A 17,447-nucleotide genomic window follows, 5' to 3' on the forward strand; every position below is an offset into this window, starting at 1 on the left:
TCGGCCGCGAGGCGCACGAGAAGTTTCGGGAATCTCGTGAGTGGCGGGTGTCCTACTCGACTTCTCCCGCTTTGTCGACGCCTCTTGTCGCGCGTGCGACATATTTCGCCCAGAGGTCCGGCCGGCGGGCGCGCGTGTCCGCCATGGCGCGGGCCTTGCGCCAGCGCGCGGCGCGCGCATGGTCGCCCGACACCAGCGCCTCCGGCACGCCCGCGCCCTCGAAGTCGCGCGGACGCGTGTAGTGGGGATGCTCCAGCAGGTCGCCCTCGAAGCTCTCCTCGTCGCCCGAAGCCGCGTCGCCCATCACGCCGGGCAGCAGCCGCACGCAGGCGTCGAGCAGCAGCAGAGCCGCCGGTTCGCCGCCGGAGAGCACCACGTCGCCGACGGCGATCTCCTCCAGCCCGCGCCGTTCGATGACGCGCTGGTCGACGCCTTCGAACCGCCCGCACAGCAGCACGACCCCGGGCCCCGCCGCGAGGGCGCGCACCCGCTTCTGGGTAAGCGGCCGGCCGCGCGGCGTCAGCAGAACGCGCGGGCGGCTGTCTTCGCCGACGGCGGCGAGCGCCTCCGCCACCACGTCGGCGCGGAGCACCATGCCGGGGCCCCCGCCCGCGGGCGTGTCGTCCACCGACCGATGCCGGTCGTGGGCGTGGTCGCGGATGTCGCGCGCCTCGAGCGACCACGCATGCCCGAGCGCCCGGCCGGACAGCGCATGGCCGAGCGGGCCGGGAAACATGGCGGGATAGAGGGTGAGGACGCTGGCGCGCCACATCGTGCGGTCTCCGGGAGCGGGGCTGCGGCTCCGTCCCCGCCGTATCGCCCGGACGCGCCGCCGCGTCCACAGGACAGGCCGCGCCGCGACCGACGGGCGCGCATTTCCGCGCTTGTCGACGCGCGCAGGGCGGGCTTACTCTCGTCTCGTGAGCACAGTCGCGATCGAGATCCGACCTGCGCAGGGCGCCGACGCGGCGGCGATCGCCCACGTTCACGACCTCGCTTGGCGCAACGCCTATCGCGGGCTCATTCCCGGACGCGAACTCGAACGCATGGTGGAGCGCCGGGGGCCGTCGTGGTGGTCCGGCGCGCTCAAGCGCGGCAGCCGGGTCAGCCTGCTGGTGTTCGGCGGCGAGATCGTCGGCTACGCCAGTTCGGGCCGCAACCGCGCCTCGATGCTCGCGGTCGGCGGCGAGGTCTACGAGCTCTATCTCAAGCCGGAATATCAAGGCCTCGGCCTCGGCCGCCGCCTGTTCTCCGCCGCGCGCGGGGATCTGGCCTCGCGCGGTCTCAGCGGAGCGTCCGCCTGGTCGCTCGCGGGCAACGATGCGGCCTGCGCGTTCTATGCGCGCCTCGGCGGCAAGCTGAGCGCCCGAGGCGTCGAGCACTTCGGCGACGTCACGCTTGAGAAGTTCGCCTTCGTCTGGCGCTGAGCGCGTTTACCGAAACGCACGACAGACGGTCCCATCACGGCGCGCAAACCGTTGAAACCCTTGCCTTTGCGCGCGCGCCTCCGCTACAGAGGCGGCCTGTCCGCGAAAAAGGATACCTCGCGCCCATGCGCATCGACGCGATCCCCCTCGGCAACAACCCTCCCCACGAAGTCAACGTCGTCATCGAAGTGCCGATCGGCGGCGAGCCGATCAAGTACGAGCTCGACAAGGCGTCCGGCACGCTGGTCGTCGACCGCTTCCTCTACACCTCGATGCGCTACCCCGGGAATTACGGCTTCATCCCGCACACGCTGTCCGACGACGGCGATCCGATCGACGTGCTGGTCGCGAACACGCGCGCCATCGTGCCGGGCGCGGTGATCAGCTGCCGCCCGGTCGGGGTCTTCAAGATGGAGGACGAGAAGGGGCAGGACGAGAAGATCATCGCCGTGCCGACGCCGAAGCTGACCCGGCGCTACGAGAACGTGAAGAACTACACCGACCTGCCGGACATCACGCTCAGCCAGATCGCCCACTTCTTCGAGCACTACAAGGATCTCGAGGGCGACAAGTGGGTGAAGGCGCTCGGCTGGGGCGACGCCGCCGAAGCGCACAAGATGATCATCGAGGCGATCGAGCGCGCGAAGGCCGCGAAGGACTGACCGTCCCCGCGGCCTGATCCGGCGCGCCTCGCGCGTCGGCCTCTCCCGCCGCCCGCGCCAACCGGTCGGCGATCTCTCCGGGGTCGCCAGCGATCTCGATCGTCTTGAGCCGGCCGGCGGCGCCCGCCACGAGCCGGACCGCTGAGCGCGCCACCCCGCAGGCGTCGGCGATCAGGTCCCGCAGCGCTTCGTTGGCGCGGCCCTTCTCCGGCGCGGCCTGGACGCGGGCCGCCAGCGCCGGCTCGCCGTCGGCGCGGACCTCGACGCCGTCGATCGCGTCACGGCCGCCGCGCGGCGTGAGGCGCACGCGCAGCCGGACGCCGTTTGCGGTCGCGACAAGCGGCGATTGGCCGCTCAAAACACGTTGGGATAGATGTAGCGGACGATGATCTGCTGGATGAAGAAGATGATCAGCAGCAGGATCACCGGCGAGATGTCGATGCCGCCGAGGTTCGGCAGCATGTTGCGTATGGGGCGCAGCGCCGGCTCGGTCACCCGGTAGAGGAAGTCCCAGATCGCCGCGATGAAGGAGTTTCGCGTGTTGACCACGTTGAATGCGATCAGCCAGGACAGGATGGCGGAGGCGATCAGCAGCCACACGTAGAGCTGCAGGGCGAGCATGACGACGTCGAGCACAGCGCGCATACGGCCTGGGGTCCCTTGATCTGGTTTGGGCGGCGAGCCGAGATGTAGCGGTCGCGTCCCGGCCCGGCAAGCGCGGGCGCCGGCCAAGACCAGCGGCGCGCGGGATCGCTTGACAGCCCCGGCGCCCGCCACCTAAATGCGCGCCATTCGGGATGCGGGGCCGTAGCTCAGTTGGGAGAGCGCTGCAATCGCACTGCAGAGGTCAGGGGTTCGAATCCCCTCGGCTCCACCACCGCCCCGATCGACTCTTTCCATCCGCAGACGATCATGGCCCGCCGCTCCGGTGGAGCGTTGCTGTGCGGGCGAAGCCTCGCACCGACGCTCAAGCGCGATTGAGCCCGCCGCGATCCGCGCAATCACGCGGTTCGCCGCGACGGGCGCTAATCTCGGCCAGAACGGCGGACCCGCCTAGTTCGCCCGGCTCACCTCGACGAGGTTGTCGGAGAAGGTCGGCGAGTGCCCCATGTCGCCGAACTGGTGCGACGAGATCGAGTTCACCGTGCCGTCATTGTGCTGACGCCAGTAGCCCAGCGTCGCCACCACGATGCCCGGGTTCACGTCCTCGGTGATCTTCGCGACGCCTTTGAACGCGCCGCGATCGTTCGCGACCTTGACCCGTTCTCCTTCGACGACGCCGCGAGCGGCCGCGTCCAGGGGGTTGATGAGCACGAACTGCTCGCCCTGAACGTGCTGCTTGTCCGCCATGTTGGCGTAGCAGCTGTTGAGGAAGGCGTGGCTCTTCGGGCTCACGATGTTGAGCGGGAAGCGCTTCGCGAGCTCAGGGTCGTTTGTGTGGCTCTCGCGCGCCCCGACATAGTCCGGAAGCGGGTCCAGGTCCTCGCCGGGCTGGAAGTCGAGATACATCTGGCGGAACGGCGGGGCCACGAAGTTCTTGGCGCCCTCGACCTTGAACTCGCATTTGCCGGAGGGCGTCGGGAACTTGCCTTCCGCATGCGGCAGCCGGTCGTCCGGCGTGCCCACTTTCAGCCGCGCGAAGCCGTGGCGGCGCAGATAGTCGAGATCCACCCCCTCGCAGGCGGGCGAGGACCAGTCGACGTAGCGCTCGAGGCACTCCGCGTCGGTCCACTTGAAGTTCTCTTCCTCGAAGCCGAGCCGGGCCGCGAGCCGACGGAAGATCTCATTGTTCGGGATCGCCTCGCCGGGGCTTTCGGCGCACTTGGTGTTGTAGGTGAGATAAAGATGGCCCCAGGACAGGATCATGTCCTCCATCTCGGCGCCCATCGAGGCCGGCAGCAGAATGTCGGCGTAGGACGCGGTGTCCGAGATGAAGTGCTCGGCGCTGACCATGAACAGGTCCTCGCGCATCAGGCCCTCGACGATCTTGTCGGTCTCAGGCGCCTGGGTCACCGGGTTCGAGTTCCAGCACATCAGCGACATGATGGGCGGGCCGTCCCCGAGCCCCTCGCCGAGCAGCGCCCGTCCGATGTGGAGGTTCGAGACCACGCGGGTGCCTTCCGGGATCAGGTCCGGCCGGCAGATCACGTCGAACTTGTACGGGTGCTCCCAGACCGGGAACTGGGTGACGCCGCCGCCCACATGCCGCCATGCGCCGGTGAGCGCCGGGATCGATGTGACCGCGCGGATGGTTTGCCCGCCGCCATAGTGCCGCTCGAGCGCGACGCCCATGCGGATCGCCGCCGGCTGGGCGGTCGCGAGTTCGCGCGCGAGCGTGCGGATGTCGTCGGCGGACACGCCGGTGATCTCCGCCGCCCATTCGGGCGTGCGGGTCGAGGCGCGCTCCTTCAGCTCTTCGAAGCCGACTGTGTGGTCGTCGACGTAGTCCTGGTCGACGAGCCCCTGTTCGATGATCGCGTTGATCAGCGCCATGGCGAGCGCGCCGTCGGTGCCGGGCTTCGGCGCGATGTGCCAGTCGGCGCCCTTGGCGGTGCGCGACGCGTAGCTGTCGATCACGACGACCTTGGCGCCTTTCTTCTGGGCGTCCTTGATGATCGCCCAGTGGTGCAGGTTAGTCGAGACCGAGTTGCACGCCCAGATCACGATGTATTTCGAGTGGATGTAGCTTTCGGGGTCGAGGCCCGCGGTCGGGCCGACGGTGAGCAGCCATGCGGTGCAGGAGCCCTCGCCGCAGAAGGTCCGCTCCATGACCGTGGCGCCGAGGCGGTTGAAGAAGGCGTCGCCGCCGTTCAGCCCGTGCACCAGCCCCTGATTGCCGAGATAGCTGTAGGGCGCGATCGCCTGCGGGCCGTAATGGTCGATGATCGCCTTCCAGCGCGCGACGATCGTGTCGAGAGCCTCGTCCCAGGTGATGCGCTCGAACTGGCCCGATCCCTTCGGGCCCACCCGCTTCATCGGGTGGAGCAACCGGTCCGGATGGTAATGGCGCTCCTCGTAGTTCTTGAGCTTCACGCAGAGCGTGCCGCGCGTCATCGGGTGGTCCGGGTTGCCCTTCACGCCGAGCAGCTTGCCGTCCTTGACCTCGAAGATCATCGAGCAGGTGTCGGGGCAGTCGTGAGGGCACCCGCCGTAGAACGTCAGGCTGTCGACGTGCTGGTTCATGATGTTTCTCCGAGCCGCTTTTGTCGGGGAGCTCTGTCGAGCGTCCCGCGCCTACGTTGGAGCAATTCTGAAATTGTTTGATAGGAACTGCAAATCGGCCGATTGGATAGGGCGCAGCCGGGCGGCGGGCCCGCGCAAGCCAGGCGAGGGACGATCGTCCCGCGGGATCAGCCGCTGTCCGCGAGCGCGCGCTGTGCGCGGAAACGCGCCGCGCCGAAGCTCTTCGCCCGCCTCGCCTGGACTGAACGCTCGCCGCCGGCGCCTTTAGCAGGGGGAACCGCGGCCACGCAGTCCCGACGACCGCATCGTCTATGATGCCGGCACGGGCCGGCTGTTCTTCGACCAGGACGGCGTCGGCGGCGCGAGCGCGATCCATTTCGCGACGCTGTCGCCAAATCTCGGCGCCCTCTCGAGCGCCGACTTCGTCGTGGTGGCCTGACGCGGCCGGAGGCCGTCCGTTTACTCCGCCGCCTCCTTCAGGCGCTCGCCGTAGCGGCGGGTCGGGGCGGGGAAGCCGCAGGACGTGCCGTCCGTCACCTTGACCTCGTCCTCCCACGGCAGGCGGTATTTTCCCGCCACCATGTCGTGCATGAAGGTGTAGGGGCAGTCCTGCGCGCCGCCCTTCACCGCCGTGTAGGCGCGGTGGCCGAGCTGGTAGATGTTGTTCTCGACACCCCACCCGATGCGCGCCTCGCGCACGAGGTCCGGCCGCACCTCCGCGGTGATGATCTCGTTCGGTCGGCCGGTCTCGCCATGCGCGATCACCGTTCCGTCGAAGTTGACGATCATGCCCTCGCCCATCGAGTCGAACGAGCCGTCCGAGCCGCACATGCAGACGTTCGCCGTCACCATCAGGTTCTGGAACGCGTTGGCCTGGTTGGTGAAGCGCCAGCTCTGGCGGATCGGGGCGGTGTAGCCGGCGGTGCGGATCATGATCTCGGCGCCCTTGTAGGCGCATTCCCGCGCCATCTCCGGAAACATGCCGTCGTGGCAGATGATGAGCGCGATCTTCGCGCCCTTCGGCCCCTCGATCACGGGCACGCCGAAGTCGCCCGGCTCCCACGGCTCCACCGGCACCCAGGGGTGCATCTTGCGGTAGTTCAGCCGAATCTCGCCCTGGTCGTCGATGATGAGGCCGGTGTTGTAGGGCATGCCGCCGGGGTTCAGCTCCATGATGGAGAAGCAGCCCCAGATGCGGTTGTCGACGCAGGCCTTTTTGAACGCAGCGACCTCGGGCCCGTCGATCCGGCACATGATCTCCGGATTGATGTCCATCGACAGGCCGTGGAGGGCGTATTCCGGGAACACCACGAGGTCCATCGTGCCGAGGTTGCGCCGGGCCTTGGCGACCATGCCGACGATCACCTCGGTCTGCGCCGCGAGATCGTCCGGCGTCACGACGTTGGGCAGCTGCAGCTGCACCAGTCCGAGCACCACGCCATGTTCCGACTTGTTCAGACCGCCAAGTCCGTTCATCGCCAATCTCCGCTCCTGCGACCGCGGGGGAGGTTTTGGGAAACCTCTTATGCGTCGCCGAGGATGGTGCGAAACCGCGCGTGAGGACAGTCTAAAATCTGGTCCGCAAAGCGCCGCGCTTGCGGGCTGACAATGTTGATGTCGTCATAAGTGACGCTTATCACCCTTGAGCGCCCAAGCTCGCCCACCGTCTGTCCGGCGCTGGCACGACCGTTGCTATCCTGCTTGCAGTTTCAGCGATCCGCTGCGGGGACAACGACCATGACGAGTCCGGAATCGCCGTTTCGCCTGACCCCCGGCTGCGCCTGCGGCTGCGAAGGGTCGATCAGTCTTCATAAGCGGATGCTGGGGGAGGCCACGCCGGCCGACGGCTATTCCGGGGTCGAGAACTATGTCGACCGCATCGTCGAGACCGCCGTGCTGAACGCGATCGCGCCCGATCCCGTCGCCCGGCGCGCCTTCCTGCAGGCGGTCGGCGCCACGACGGCGCTGGCGGCGATCGCGCAGGTCTTCCCGCTCGGGGCGGCGAAGGCCCTCGCCCAGGACGCGATGAAGCCGGAGAAGGCGAAGCTCAACGTCGGCTACGTGCCGATCACCTGCACCGTGCCGCTGCTGCTGGCTCACGCCATGGGCGAGTACGGCAAGGAGGGGATCGAGGTGAACCTCGCGCGCACGCCCGGCTGGGCGATCGTGCGCGACAAGCTGCTGAGCGCCGAGTTCGACGCCACCCATCTCGTGCTCGCCATGCCGCTGACCATGACGATGGGCGTCGGCGGGCCCGCGCTGAACACCTACGTCTCGACGATCCAGAACGTGAACGGCAACGCCATCACGCTGCACGTCAAGCACAAGGACCGGCGCGACCCGAAGGACTGGAAGGGATTCAAGTTCGGCATCCCGCACCAGCATTCGATGCACGCGATGCTGCTGCGCTACTACCTCGCCGAGAACGGGCTCGACCCGGACAAGGACGTCGAACTGCGCGTGTTCCCGCCGCCGGACTCGGTCGCCAACATGGCGGCGGGCAATCTCGACGGCATGCTGTTCGCCGAACCCTGGGGACAGCGCGCGGTGTTCGAAGGCGTCGGCTTCCTGCACATGCTGACGCGCGACATCTTCCCCGACCATCCCTGCTGCGTCCTGTCGGTGACGGACAAGTTCGTGAAGGAGGCGCCGAACAGCTACGGCGCGCTGTTCCGCGCGGTGGTGCGGGCGACGGAGTTCGCGGACAAGACCGAGAACCGCAAACAGGTGGCGGAGCTGCTCGCGCCGGCGGCCTATCTCAACCAGCCGAAGACCGTGCTCGAGCAGGTGCTGATGGGCCGCTACGCCGACGGCCTCGGCGGCGTGGTCAGCGAGCCGAACCGCATCGGCTTCAAGGCCTTCCCCTACGAGTCGACGGCGGTCTGGCTGCTGACCCAGCTCAGGCGCTGGGACATGATTTCGAAGGATGTCGACTACCAGGCGATGGCGAAGCAGGTGTTCCTCGCGACCGACGCGGCGAAGCGCATGAAGGCGATGGGCCTCGAGCCGCCGGCCGCGACCTCGATCAAGCACATGGTGCTGGGCAAGGAGTTCGATCCCGCCGCGCCGCAGGCCTATGTCGACGGCTTCGCCATCCGGCGCGCCTGAAGGAGATCGCGATGACCCGAGGCTATCACGACATCGGCGGGGACCCCGCCGGCGCGGTCCCGATCGTCGAGCTGCCCTGGCTGCACTGGGAGAAGCAGGTCGAGGCGATCCGCAACCTGCTCGGCGACGGCACGCGCCGCATGATGTCGCTCGACGAGCTGCGCCGCGGCTTCGAATCCTTCGGCGAGGACAAGTACAAGGCGCTGTCGTTCTACCGTCGCAGGCTCGAGGCGATGATCGACATCCTCGTCGAGAAGGAGGTCTTCACCCGCGAGGAGCTGGAGGCGGCTGTCGCCGAGACGCGCGCCCGCTGGGAGCCGCCGGCGGCCTGCCCCACATGACGCCTCGCTTCGATGCGGGCGACCGGGTGCTGGTGCTGGATCTCGGCAAGCCCGGCCACATCCGCACCCCGTTCTACATCCGCGGCCGCGCCGGCGTCGTCCTGCACCGCTGCGGGGCGTTCCTGAACCCGGAGGATCTCTCGATCGGCAATGTGGGCGGCCCGGTCGTGCCGCTCTATCGCGTCGGCTTCCCGATGGTCGAGCTCTGGCCCGACTACCGGGGGTCCGCCGCCGACATGCTCTGCATCGAGATCTACGACCACTGGCTCGCGCCGGCAGCACCCTCTGCCGTCGCGATGTGACATGCGCCGCCGTCCACGCGGCGGCGCATGTCACGCCTTGTTCCGGCGTCCCGCGCTGCGGCACGCGCATGAATCGGAGGGCGCATGAGCGCGCACGACGACCACCATCTCCATGATCATGATCATCATCACGACCATGAGCACGACGCCCACGAGCCGCTGGTCGTGGAGGACGAGGCCGGCAACATCGAGGGCCAGATCCTGGTCGACGCGCTCCAGAGCCTGCTCGTCGAGCGCGGGCTGATCTTCCCTGGCGAGGTGCGGCGCGAGATCGAGCGGATCGAATCGCCCGGCGTCCATCTCGGCGCGAAGCTGGTGGCGCGCGCCTGGGTCGACGAGGCCTACCGGGCGCGCCTGCTCGCGGACGGAAAATCGGCGGCGGCCGAGCTCGGGGTCGGCGTCGGCGAGGCGCAGTTGATCGTGGTCGCGAACGACGCCGGCACGCACAACCTCGTCTGCTGCACGCTGTGCTCGTGCTACCCGCGCTCCATCCTGGGCCAGCCGCCGGCCTGGTACATCAGCAAGGCCTACCGCGCCCGCGCGGTGCGCGAGCCGCGCGCCGTGCTCGCCGAATTCGGCCTCAGGGTGCCGGACGACGTGCGCCTGCTGGTCCACGACAGCAACGCCGACATGCGCTACCTCGTGCTGCCGGAACGGCCGGCCGGCAGCGAGGGCATGTCGGAAGCGGAACTCGCGGAGCTCGTGACGCGCGACTGCATGATCGGCGTGGCGGTCGCGCCCGCCGTCGCGTGATCGCGGGCCCTCAAGGGGCCGCGGCCTGCAGATGGGCGGGGGCGTAGCGCATAAGCTCCTCCGCCATGGCGATCTCCTCGGCCACCTCGATGAAGGCGCGCACGGCGGGCGGCTGCGGCTCGCGCTCCAGCACCATCATGCCGATCGTGTTGGTGATGGTCGGCTCGATCAGGCGGACGGCGCGGGTCTGGCTCCAGTTGCCGACCATCATGAAGAAGGTGTTCGGCACCACCGCGAACCACTGGCCCGGGCGGACGTGCGAGCACAGCGCGAGCGCGCAGTTGGTCTCGATCACGGTCCGCGGCGAGGCGCCCACGCTCGCGAACACCCGGTCGAGGATGCGCCGGTTCTGCATGTCCGGCGTCAGCATGCAGAGCGGCAGCCGTCCCGCCTCGGTCCAGGTCACCGTGTCGTGGCGCGCGACGCTGTGGTCCGCGGGCGCGATCAGGAAGTAGGATTCGTCGTAGAGGAAGTAAGGCCGCAGCCCGGTCGAGGCGCCGTGGTCGAGATAGTTGATGCCGACGTCGAGGTCGAAGTTCTCCAGCCCCTTCTTGAGATCGGTGAAGTTCAGCGACGTCACCGACACGCTGACGTTCGGGTGGAGCTGGTTGAACGCGGTGGTGATGATCGAGATGCCGGGCATCGCCACCGGGATCACGCCGACGCGGATGTGGCCGGTGAGGTCGTCGGCCCCGGAGACGATCTCCTGGACGAGATGCTCGTAGCCGTCGAGCGTGCGACGCGCGAAGTCGAGCACCAGCGCGCCCTGCGGGGTGAAGCCCTCGAAGCCGTGATTGTGGCGATCGACGATCGGCACGCCGAACGCGTTCTCGAGCTGTCGCAGCGCCTGCGACAGCGCCGGCTGGCTGATCTGGCATTCGGCGGCGGCGCGCCCGAAATGCCGATGGCGCGCCAGCGCGACGAGATAGTGAAGCTGCCGGACGTAAAGGCTCATGGCGGTCGTTCCGTCGGGGAAACGCGATGCGGTCGCGTCGGATGGGACGCAAGTCCGGCGCCAGCCGGTCCCGTCAATCCGGCGTCGGCGGGGCGCCGTTTCGGCGCTCGGCGCGCCAGGCCAGCGGCGTCAGGCCGGTGAACCGTTTGAACACCCGCGTGAAGTGCGGCTGGTCGGAAAACCCGGTCGTGATCGCGACGTCGATCAGGGACATGTCGCCCTCCGCGAGCAGCGTCTTGGCCCGCCGCACCCGCGCCTCGAGCTGCCAGCGGTGCGGCGGCATGCCGGTGGCGGCCTTGAAGGCGTGGCTGAAATAGGTCTCCGACAGGCCGGTGAGCTGCGCCAGGTCCTGAAGCCGGATCGGCTCGGCGCAGAGCTCCTCGATGTAGTCGATCGCGAGCTTGAGCTGTCGATCCGATAGCGCGCTGCGGCGGCTGATATCCCCGGCCGGCGACAGCGCGGCCGCGACCAGCGCCGCCACGAGCCCGTCGCCGTAGAGGCTGCTGACCGCGATGGGGTTCCGGCTCGCGGCGTCGAGCAGCCGGGCGAAGCGCTGGACGCGTCCGTCCGCGAACATCAGACGCGGCTCCTGCGCCCGCCCGGACGATGGCCCGTCGAGCGGCCCGATCCGGCGCGGATCGAAATGGACGTCGAGGTGCCGCACGTCGGTCGCGAAGTCGACGCTCAGCCGCACCGGAGCGCCGGCCGGCACATAGCTCGCCGAGACCGCCCGCGAGGCGACACGGCCGGCTCCCGCGTCCAGCGCGATGTCCGCCGCGAGCGGCTCCAGCACGATGAACAGCCGCGGATCGAGCGAGACGTAGTCGCCGCGCGCGCCGGCCTCGCAGCGGGCGCGCCACACCTCCACCAGCCCGGCCTCGGACGCGTGCGCGCGCGGACCTCCCAGGACGGTGATGCCGTCCCGCCGCGCGTCCATCCTCGGCCGGAACGCCGCCACTCCCGGTCCCTTCGTGATGCGCGCGACACAGTCGACATGGCGAATATTGCGAAGCCAAAAACATACAAGACCCCGTCGGCGTTTCAACTTGTTAGTGGCGCCGGCAAACAGACGTAAGATTCCGGACCTAGATTGGATTTATAGTTATTCTAATCTAGGTCGAACTCTTGGCGTTATACAGAGTGTCGAGCCGTCGGGGACGCAAGGTGACCTACCTATCGAAGTTGAATGCGGGGCTTCTGGCGAGCGTTGCGCTGGCCGTGACGGCTTACGCGCCAAACGCCGCGGCGCAGGACGGCGGCGCCATCACGCTGGACCAGATCAACGTGGAGGGGCAGGGCGCGCGCGCGGGCGTCACCCTGCCGGCCGGCTCCGGGGTCGCGCCGGTGAACGGCTACGTGCCGGCCGCCACGACCACAGGCTCCAAGACGGACACGCCCGTCCAGCTGATCCCGCAGTCGATCGGCGTGGTCGGCCGCCAGCAGATGGACGACCTTGGCGCGATGAAGACCGACGAGGCGGTGCGCTACTCCGCCGGCGTGTTCGCGCAGCCCTTCGGCGAGGACAGCGACACCAACTGGTTCTACATCCGCGGCTTCGACGCCACCCAGACCGGCGTCTACCGCGACGGCATGCAGCTCTACAGCTACGCCTTCGGCAACTTCTTCACCGACCCGTGGCTGCTGGAGCGCGTCGAGGTGCTGCGTGGCGCGTCGTCGTCGCTCTACGGCGGCGGAAACGTCGGCGGCATCATCAACTACGTCAGCAAGCGCCCGCTCGACGAGGACTTCGGCAAGATCGAGGTCGGGATCGACAACTATCCGACCGGCTACGCGGCGTTCGACATCAACCGGGTCGTTCCCAACGGCGTCGAGAGCAAGCTGAACCCGCTGCCGCCGGTCTGGAAGTATCGCGTCACGGGCAAGCTCGAGGGCGGCGACGGCTACGCCCGGCACGAGGATGGCATCCGCGGCGTCATCCAGGGCGCGGCGACCTATTCACCGGACGCCGGCACGGACGTCACCGTCTACGCCAACTACCAGCACGTCGACCAGAAGCACGGCTCGAGCGACTTCCTGCCTTATTACGGCACGGTCAAGAACGCGACATCCGCAGACGGGACGATCAATCTCGGCCGCATCAGCCGGAAGGCGAACTTCTCCGATCCGGACATCGACGACTACAACCGCCGGCAGGCCATGGTGGGCTATGAGGTCCGCCATGACCTAGACGAGGTCTGGACGCTGAACTCGAAGGCCCGCTTCGCCTACAGTCATGTCGAGGAAGCGCAGCTTTATCCGTTCGGTTACGGCTTCGCCGCCCGCCCAAGCGCCGGCAACATCCAGCTTGCGCGCATTCGGTTCGATCACGACACTGAGTCGTTCAGCTTCACCACGGACAACAACGTCGTCGGCAAGTTCGCCACCGGCGGGTTCGATCACACGCTGCTGTTCGGCGTCGACTACAAGTTTTATCGGATCGACGAAGTCCAGTCGTCGAGCATCGGCACGTCGGTCGATTTTCGCGATCCCGACCTGAACGATCCGCAGCCGGCGACCGCCGCCTATCTCGACCAAGCGAGCACGCTGCATCAGGCGGGCGTGTACCTGCAGGATCAGATCCGGTTCGGCGGCGGGTTCATCGCCACTCTCAACGGTCGTTATGATCGCATGTGGCTCGACGGCGAATCGGCTGCCCGGTTCGGCAACGACGTCGAGCTCGAGAAGGGGCGGTTCAGCGGGCGCGCCGGTCTCGGCTATGAGTTTTCGAACGGCCTCGTGCCCTATGTCAGCGTCGCGAGCGTGTTCAATCCGCTCGTCGGCTACAACCCGGCCGTCAACAACGCCGGCAACCTCGTCCGGCTCCCATTCAAGCCGGAGACGGGCATCCAGTACGAGGCCGGCGTGAAGTACGCGCCGACCTGGTTCTCGGGCCTGTTCAGCGCCGCGGTGTTCGATCTGACGAAGGAGAACTACGTCTCCGGCCCGTTCAACGCCCAGACCCAGCTCGGCGAGGTTCGTTCGCGCGGCTTCGAGTTCGAGGCGCAGGCGAATCTCACCGAGAACTGGAAGTTCATCGGCTCGTTCACAGCCTACGAGCTCAAAATTCTGAAGGGCACGTCTGACACGGGAGTCTCGCTCAAGGGCGAGCAGCCGTTCCTCGTACCCGAGATCATCGGCTCCGCCTTCCTCGACTACACCTTCACCACCGGCGCGGCGAAGGGCCTGAGCCTCGGAGGCGGCGTGCGTTATCTCGGCAAGTCCGAGGCGACGCAGCCGAACACGGTCAAGGTGCCTTCCGCCACGCTGTTCGACGTCGCGGCGCGCTACGAGTGGGACGCCTACAAGGTCAGCCTCAACGTGACCAACCTGCTCGACAAGCGCTACGTTTCCGGCTGTCAGGGCATCAACGTCTGCTCCTACGGCGAGGGCCGCAGGGCGCTGCTGAAGGCGAGCTATACGTGGTGACAGGCTTCGGGGCGGCGGGCGGCTCGCCCGTCCGCCCCTCGCAGGTGTCCCGCCGCGGCGTCCTGATGGGCGCCGCGGCGATCTGCGTTTCGGGGGCCGCTTCGGCGCAAGCCGCGCCGGCGCGCGTCGCCGCGGTCGACTGGGCGATGCTGGAGACGACGCTCGCGCTCGGGCTCACGCCGGTGGCGGCGGCCGAGCTGGTGTTGTTCCGGTCCGCCGCCGTCGAGCCCGCCGTGCCGGACAGCGTCGCCGATCTCGGCCTGCGCGGCTCCATCAGCTATGAGCGGCTGCTGGCGACGCGGCCCGACCTCGTGCTGATCTCGCCCTGGTACGAAAACCGCCGCGCGCCGCTGGAACGCGTGGCGCCGGTCGAAAGCCTCGCGATCTACGGGCTCGGCTCGCCCTACGAGGCCGCCGTCGCGGCGACGCGCGCTCTCGGCCTACGCCTCGGCCGGAGCGAAGCCGCCGAACGCGCCGTCGCGGAGACCGAGGCGGAGCTCGCCGCGGCGCGCGCGGCGCTCGCGCCGCTGGCGGGCCGACCGGCGCTGGTGATGAATCTTGGCGATCCCCGCCATTTCCGCGCTTTCGGTCATGACAGCATGTTCGGCGACGTGCTCGCCCGCATCGGGTTGACCTCCGCCTGGACCGAGCCGACGCGCTTCGGCGCCTATCCGACGGTCGGCGTCGAGGCGCTCGCCGGCATGGACGACGCTTTCGTCATCAATGTCGGCCCGACCCCGCCGGCTGTGCTCGCGGGCATGCGCGCCAGCGCGCTCTGGAGCGCCATGCCGCCGATCGCGGCCGGGCGCTTCGTCGCGCTCGACCCCGTCAATCCTTACGGCGCGCTGCCGGCGGCGCGGCGCTTCGCGCGCCTCGCCGCCGGCAGCCTCGCGGCGTTCGCCCGTGGCTGAACGGCGGGGCGTCGCGCCCTGGATCGTCTGGAGCGTTCTCGCGGCGCTCGGCGTCTTCCTGTCGCTGGACGGCGTCGCGGCGCGCCTCGGTCCGGGCGCCGACGCGGTCGACCACGCGCTGCTGCTCTACGGCGCTTTGCCCCGGATCGCGGTGGCGGCGCTCGCGGGGGCCGCGCTCGGCCTGTCCGGCGCCTTGATGCAGCGCGCGCTCGACAATCCGCTCGCCGAGCCCTCGACGCTTGGCGTGTTCGCCGGCGCGCAGCTCGCGCTCGGGATCGCGGCGCTCGCCGCGCCGGCGCTGGGGCCGCTGGGACGGGAGGCGGCGGCCTTCGGCGGCGGCGCCGGCGCGGCGGCGCTGGTGCTGGCGCTGGGCTGGCGCCGCAAGCTCGATCCGGTCACCGTGGCGCTCTGCGGCATGGTGGTGGCGATGGTCGCGAGCTCGCTGACGGCGGCGCTCATCCTCGCGCGCGGCGACTACCTGTTCGCGCTGCTGATCTGGGGCGGCGGCTCGCTGACGCAGGACGGCTGGCGCGCCAGCGGCGCGATCGCGGCCGTCCTGCTGGCGGGGGGCGCCGCGGCCTTCGCGCTCCGGCGTCCGCTCGGCGTGCTGGCCGCGGGCGAAGCGAGCGCGCGCAGCCTCGGCGCGCCGGCGCCGGTCATCCGCATCGCGGCGCTCGGGATCGGCGTGGCGCTCGCGACCACGGTCGCGGCGGAGGTGGGCCTGATCGCCTTCGTCGGCCTCGCCGCGCCCACGCTCGCGCGCCTCTCCGGCGCCCGTTCCGCCGACCGGACGCTTCTCGCGGCGCCCGCCGTCGGCGCCGTCCTGCTCCTGCTGACCGACGGCGTCGTGCGCCATGTCGGGTCCGGCGAGACCGTCCCGACCGGCGCCGCGACCGCCTTTCTCGGCGCGCCGCTGCTGCTGTGGCTGCTTCCGCGGCTGGTCCTCGCCGACCGGCCGGCGGAGACGCGGGCGCCGCGGCTGCTGAACGTCGGTCCGCTGCTGATCTCCCTCGTCGTCTTCGCGGCGCTGGCGCTTCTCGCGGGGCTCGTTCTCGGCCGCAGCGACGGCGGCTGGGCGATCGCGACCGGCGACGCCTTCGCGGAGCTTTGGCCGTTCCGCGCGCCGCGCGTGCTGGCCGCGGCTGCGGCTGGCGCGATGTTCGCCGCGGCGGGCGTCGTGCTGCAGCGGGTGACCGGCAATCCGCTCGCGGGTCCGGAGGTGCTCGGCGTCGGCGCGGGCGCGGGCGTCGGCCTCGCCGCGATCCTGCTCGCCTTCGGCGGCGCGGGCCTGCCGCTGCAGATGGCCGGCGCCGCGTTCGGGGCCCTGGCCGCGCTCGGCGTCATGCTGCTGGTCTCCGGCCGCGGCCGTCTCGGGCCGGAGCGCATGCTGCTGGCGGGCGCAGGCATCTCGGCGCTTTGCCTCGCCGGCCTCAACGCGGTGATCGCGACCGGCTCCCCCAGCGCCTTCGCGCTGCTCGCCTGGATGACCGGCGCGACCGACGCCGTCAGCCTGCCGCAGGCGGCCGCGGCCTGCGCCGCGGCGCTCGTCCTGACGGCGCCGCTCGCCGCCATGCTGCGCTGGCTCGAGACGCTGCCGCTCGGCGACGCCACCGCCCGTTCGCTCGGGCTCGACGTCGCCGCTGCGCGGCTCGCGCTCACCGTGCTCGCGGCGTTGCTGACGGGGGCCGCGGCGCTGGTCGCTGGACCGCTGAGTTTCGTCGGCCTGGTCGCGCCCCACGCGGTGCGCGCCGCCGGCGTCTCGCGCGCCGGGCCGCATCTCATCGGCGCCGTCGCGGTCGGGGCCGGGCTGATGACGATCGCCGATCTGTTCGCGCGGACGGTGATCTTCCCCTACCAGTTGCCGCTCGGCCTGTTCGCGTCGCTGATCGGCGGCGCCTATCTCGTCGTCGCCCTCGGCCGGCGCTGAAGCCCCGAGGCGATTGACGGAGGCCGCGCCGCGGCGGACGGTTGACGCTCCCTCACGAAGCGCGGACCGAACCTTGGGCTTCCTCATCGTCTTCCTCGGCGCCGGCCTCGGCGGCGCGCTGCGCCACGGCGTCAACCTCGCCGCGCTGCGCTGGACCGGCGCCGGCTTCCCCATCGGAACGCTAACGATCAACGTCCTCGGCTCGTTCGCGATCGGCGCGGTCGCGGCGCTGTTCGCGCTCAGGAGCGACCTGCCGCAGGAGTGGCGGCTGTTCCTGACGACCGGCGTGCTCGGCGGGTTCACCACCTTCTCCGCCTTCTCGCTCGACGCCGCGGCGCTCTACGAACGCGGTGAGGCCGGCTTGGCCTTGGCCTATGTCGTCGCCTCGGTCGTCCTGGCGCTCGTGGGCGTCGCCGCGGGGCTCGCGGTCGTGCGCGCGGGCGGGGCCTGAG

General features: G+C 69.6%; 16 protein-coding genes, 1 tRNA gene and 1 pseudogene. 11 read left to right on the forward strand and 7 right to left on the reverse strand.

All coding sequences use genetic code 11. The features are described 5' to 3' along the window. Positions 1-52: 52 nt before the first annotated feature. Positions 53-772 (reverse strand): tRNA (guanosine(37)-N1)-methyltransferase TrmD, encoded by a 720-nt coding sequence (gene trmD, locus PKE78_RS17065; RefSeq protein WP_271202139.1) that lies wholly within the window; start codon positions 770-772, stop codon positions 53-55. 148 nt (positions 773-920) lie between these two features. Between trmD and PKE78_RS17070 the strand changes: the two genes are divergently transcribed. Together PKE78_RS17070 and ppa are read left to right on the forward strand one after the other, a co-directional pair. Next, the gene (locus tag PKE78_RS17070; protein ID WP_271202140.1) at positions 921-1,427 is read left to right on the forward strand and encodes a GNAT family N-acetyltransferase; all 507 of its coding nucleotides are present in this window, start codon (positions 921-923) and stop codon (positions 1,425-1,427) included. A 125-nt stretch (positions 1,428-1,552) separates the two neighbouring features. After that, on the forward strand, positions 1,553-2,089 hold the full coding sequence (gene ppa / locus PKE78_RS17075) for an inorganic diphosphatase (RefSeq protein WP_271202141.1): 537 nt from the start codon (positions 1,553-1,555) through the stop codon (positions 2,087-2,089). A 43-nt stretch (positions 2,090-2,132) separates the two neighbouring features. Here the strand turns inward: ppa and PKE78_RS17080 are convergent. Further along, positions 2,133-2,447: pseudogene (locus PKE78_RS17080) on the reverse strand (DUF167 family protein); the annotation flags it as partial. Next, positions 2,444-2,734, reverse strand: a complete 291-nt coding sequence (locus PKE78_RS17085; RefSeq protein WP_271202142.1) for a YggT family protein — start codon at positions 2,732-2,734, stop codon at positions 2,444-2,446. The pseudogene PKE78_RS17080 and the gene PKE78_RS17085, both read right to left, overlap by 4 nt. Before the next feature lie 156 nt (positions 2,735-2,890). Here PKE78_RS17085 and PKE78_RS17090 point away from each other — a divergent pair. Continuing rightward, positions 2,891-2,966 (forward strand) — tRNA-Ala (locus tag PKE78_RS17090). Positions 2,967-3,142: 176 nt separating this feature from the next. Here the strand turns inward: PKE78_RS17090 and PKE78_RS17095 are convergent. Both PKE78_RS17095 and PKE78_RS17100 read right to left on the reverse strand, forming a co-directional pair. Then, entirely contained in the window at positions 3,143-5,272 is a 2,130-nt protein-coding gene (locus PKE78_RS17095) for a molybdopterin-containing oxidoreductase family protein (protein WP_271202143.1), read from the reverse strand. Between the two features lie 459 nt (positions 5,273-5,731). Further along, positions 5,732-6,748: a formamidase gene (locus PKE78_RS17100; protein ID WP_271202144.1), complete on the reverse strand. Its 1,017-nt coding sequence runs from the start codon at positions 6,746-6,748 to the stop codon at positions 5,732-5,734. Between the two features lie 261 nt (positions 6,749-7,009). On the opposite strand from PKE78_RS17100, the gene PKE78_RS17105 reads away from it, so the two are divergent. The 4 genes from PKE78_RS17105 (at position 7,010) to PKE78_RS17120 (ending at position 9,776) form a co-directional block, all read left to right on the forward strand. Beyond that, positions 7,010-8,380, forward strand: a complete 1,371-nt coding sequence (locus tag PKE78_RS17105) for a CmpA/NrtA family ABC transporter substrate-binding protein (protein WP_271202145.1) — start codon at positions 7,010-7,012, stop codon at positions 8,378-8,380. Positions 8,381-8,391: 11 nt separating this feature from the next. After that, a complete protein-coding gene (locus PKE78_RS17110) occupies positions 8,392-8,721 on the forward strand; it encodes an SH3-like domain-containing protein (RefSeq protein ID WP_271202146.1) in 330 nt (109 codons plus the stop codon). Further along, positions 8,718-9,023 (forward strand): SH3-like domain-containing protein, encoded by a 306-nt coding sequence (locus PKE78_RS17115; protein WP_271202147.1) that lies wholly within the window; start codon positions 8,718-8,720, stop codon positions 9,021-9,023. Before PKE78_RS17110 ends, PKE78_RS17115 begins: the two co-directional genes overlap by 4 nt. 84 nt (positions 9,024-9,107) lie before the next feature. Beyond that, positions 9,108-9,776: a nitrile hydratase subunit alpha gene (locus PKE78_RS17120; RefSeq protein WP_271202148.1), complete on the forward strand. Its 669-nt coding sequence runs from the start codon at positions 9,108-9,110 to the stop codon at positions 9,774-9,776. A gap of 10 nt (positions 9,777-9,786) precedes the next feature. Here PKE78_RS17120 and PKE78_RS17125 read toward each other — a convergent pair whose 3' ends face one another. Both PKE78_RS17125 and PKE78_RS17130 read right to left on the reverse strand, forming a co-directional pair. Continuing rightward, complete coding sequence (locus PKE78_RS17125; protein WP_271202149.1) at positions 9,787-10,731, reverse strand: LysR family transcriptional regulator; 945 nt, start codon at positions 10,729-10,731, stop codon at positions 9,787-9,789. Positions 10,732-10,804: 73 nt separating this feature from the next. Then, a complete protein-coding gene (locus tag PKE78_RS17130) occupies positions 10,805-11,689 on the reverse strand; it encodes a helix-turn-helix domain-containing protein (RefSeq protein ID WP_271202150.1) in 885 nt (294 codons plus the stop codon). A gap of 206 nt (positions 11,690-11,895) precedes the next feature. Between PKE78_RS17130 and PKE78_RS17135 the strand changes: the two genes are divergently transcribed. The 4 genes from PKE78_RS17135 (at position 11,896) to crcB (ending at position 17,446) form a co-directional block, all read left to right on the forward strand. Next, entirely contained in the window at positions 11,896-14,157 is a 2,262-nt protein-coding gene (locus tag PKE78_RS17135; RefSeq protein WP_271202151.1) for a TonB-dependent siderophore receptor, read from the forward strand. Next, positions 14,154-15,068, forward strand: coding sequence for an ABC transporter substrate-binding protein (locus PKE78_RS17140; RefSeq protein WP_309299121.1), 915 nt, complete (start codon positions 14,154-14,156; stop codon positions 15,066-15,068). The genes PKE78_RS17135 and PKE78_RS17140 overlap by 4 nt, the downstream gene beginning before the upstream one ends. After that, entirely contained in the window at positions 15,061-16,995 is a 1,935-nt protein-coding gene (gene fhuB / locus PKE78_RS17145; protein ID WP_271202152.1) for a Fe(3+)-hydroxamate ABC transporter permease FhuB, read from the forward strand. The genes PKE78_RS17140 and fhuB overlap by 8 nt, the downstream gene beginning before the upstream one ends. 73 nt (positions 16,996-17,068) lie before the next feature. Beyond that, entirely contained in the window at positions 17,069-17,446 is a 378-nt protein-coding gene (gene crcB / locus PKE78_RS17150) for a fluoride efflux transporter CrcB (protein WP_271202153.1), read from the forward strand. The last annotated feature ends 1 nt before the right edge of the window (position 17,447 follow it).

This window comes from Methylopila turkensis (genome assembly GCF_027922325.1).
Classification (GTDB): domain Bacteria; phylum Pseudomonadota; class Alphaproteobacteria; order Rhizobiales; family Methylopilaceae; genus Methylopila; species Methylopila turkensis.

Bases quoted from the DNA above. Each gene is read 5' to 3' on its own strand.
- ppa (WP_271202141.1), top strand. From the start codon at position 1,553: ATGCGCATCGACGCGATCCCCCTCGGCAACAACCCTCCCCACGAAGTC.
- PKE78_RS17085 (WP_271202142.1), bottom strand. From the start codon at position 2,734: ATGCGCGCTGTGCTCGACGTCGTCATGCTCGCCCTGCAGCTCTACGTG.
- trmD (WP_271202139.1), bottom strand. From the start codon at position 772: ATGTGGCGCGCCAGCGTCCTCACCCTCTATCCCGCCATGTTTCCCGGC.
- PKE78_RS17105 (WP_271202145.1), top strand. From the start codon at position 7,010: ATGACGAGTCCGGAATCGCCGTTTCGCCTGACCCCCGGCTGCGCCTGC.
- PKE78_RS17120 (WP_271202148.1), top strand. From the start codon at position 9,108: ATGAGCGCGCACGACGACCACCATCTCCATGATCATGATCATCATCAC.
- PKE78_RS17110 (WP_271202146.1), top strand. From the start codon at position 8,392: ATGACCCGAGGCTATCACGACATCGGCGGGGACCCCGCCGGCGCGGTC.
- PKE78_RS17100 (WP_271202144.1), bottom strand. From the start codon at position 6,748: ATGAACGGACTTGGCGGTCTGAACAAGTCGGAACATGGCGTGGTGCTC.
- PKE78_RS17115 (WP_271202147.1), top strand. From the start codon at position 8,718: ATGACGCCTCGCTTCGATGCGGGCGACCGGGTGCTGGTGCTGGATCTC.
- PKE78_RS17095 (WP_271202143.1), bottom strand. From the start codon at position 5,272: ATGAACCAGCACGTCGACAGCCTGACGTTCTACGGCGGGTGCCCTCAC.
- PKE78_RS17125 (WP_271202149.1), bottom strand. From the start codon at position 10,731: ATGAGCCTTTACGTCCGGCAGCTTCACTATCTCGTCGCGCTGGCGCGC.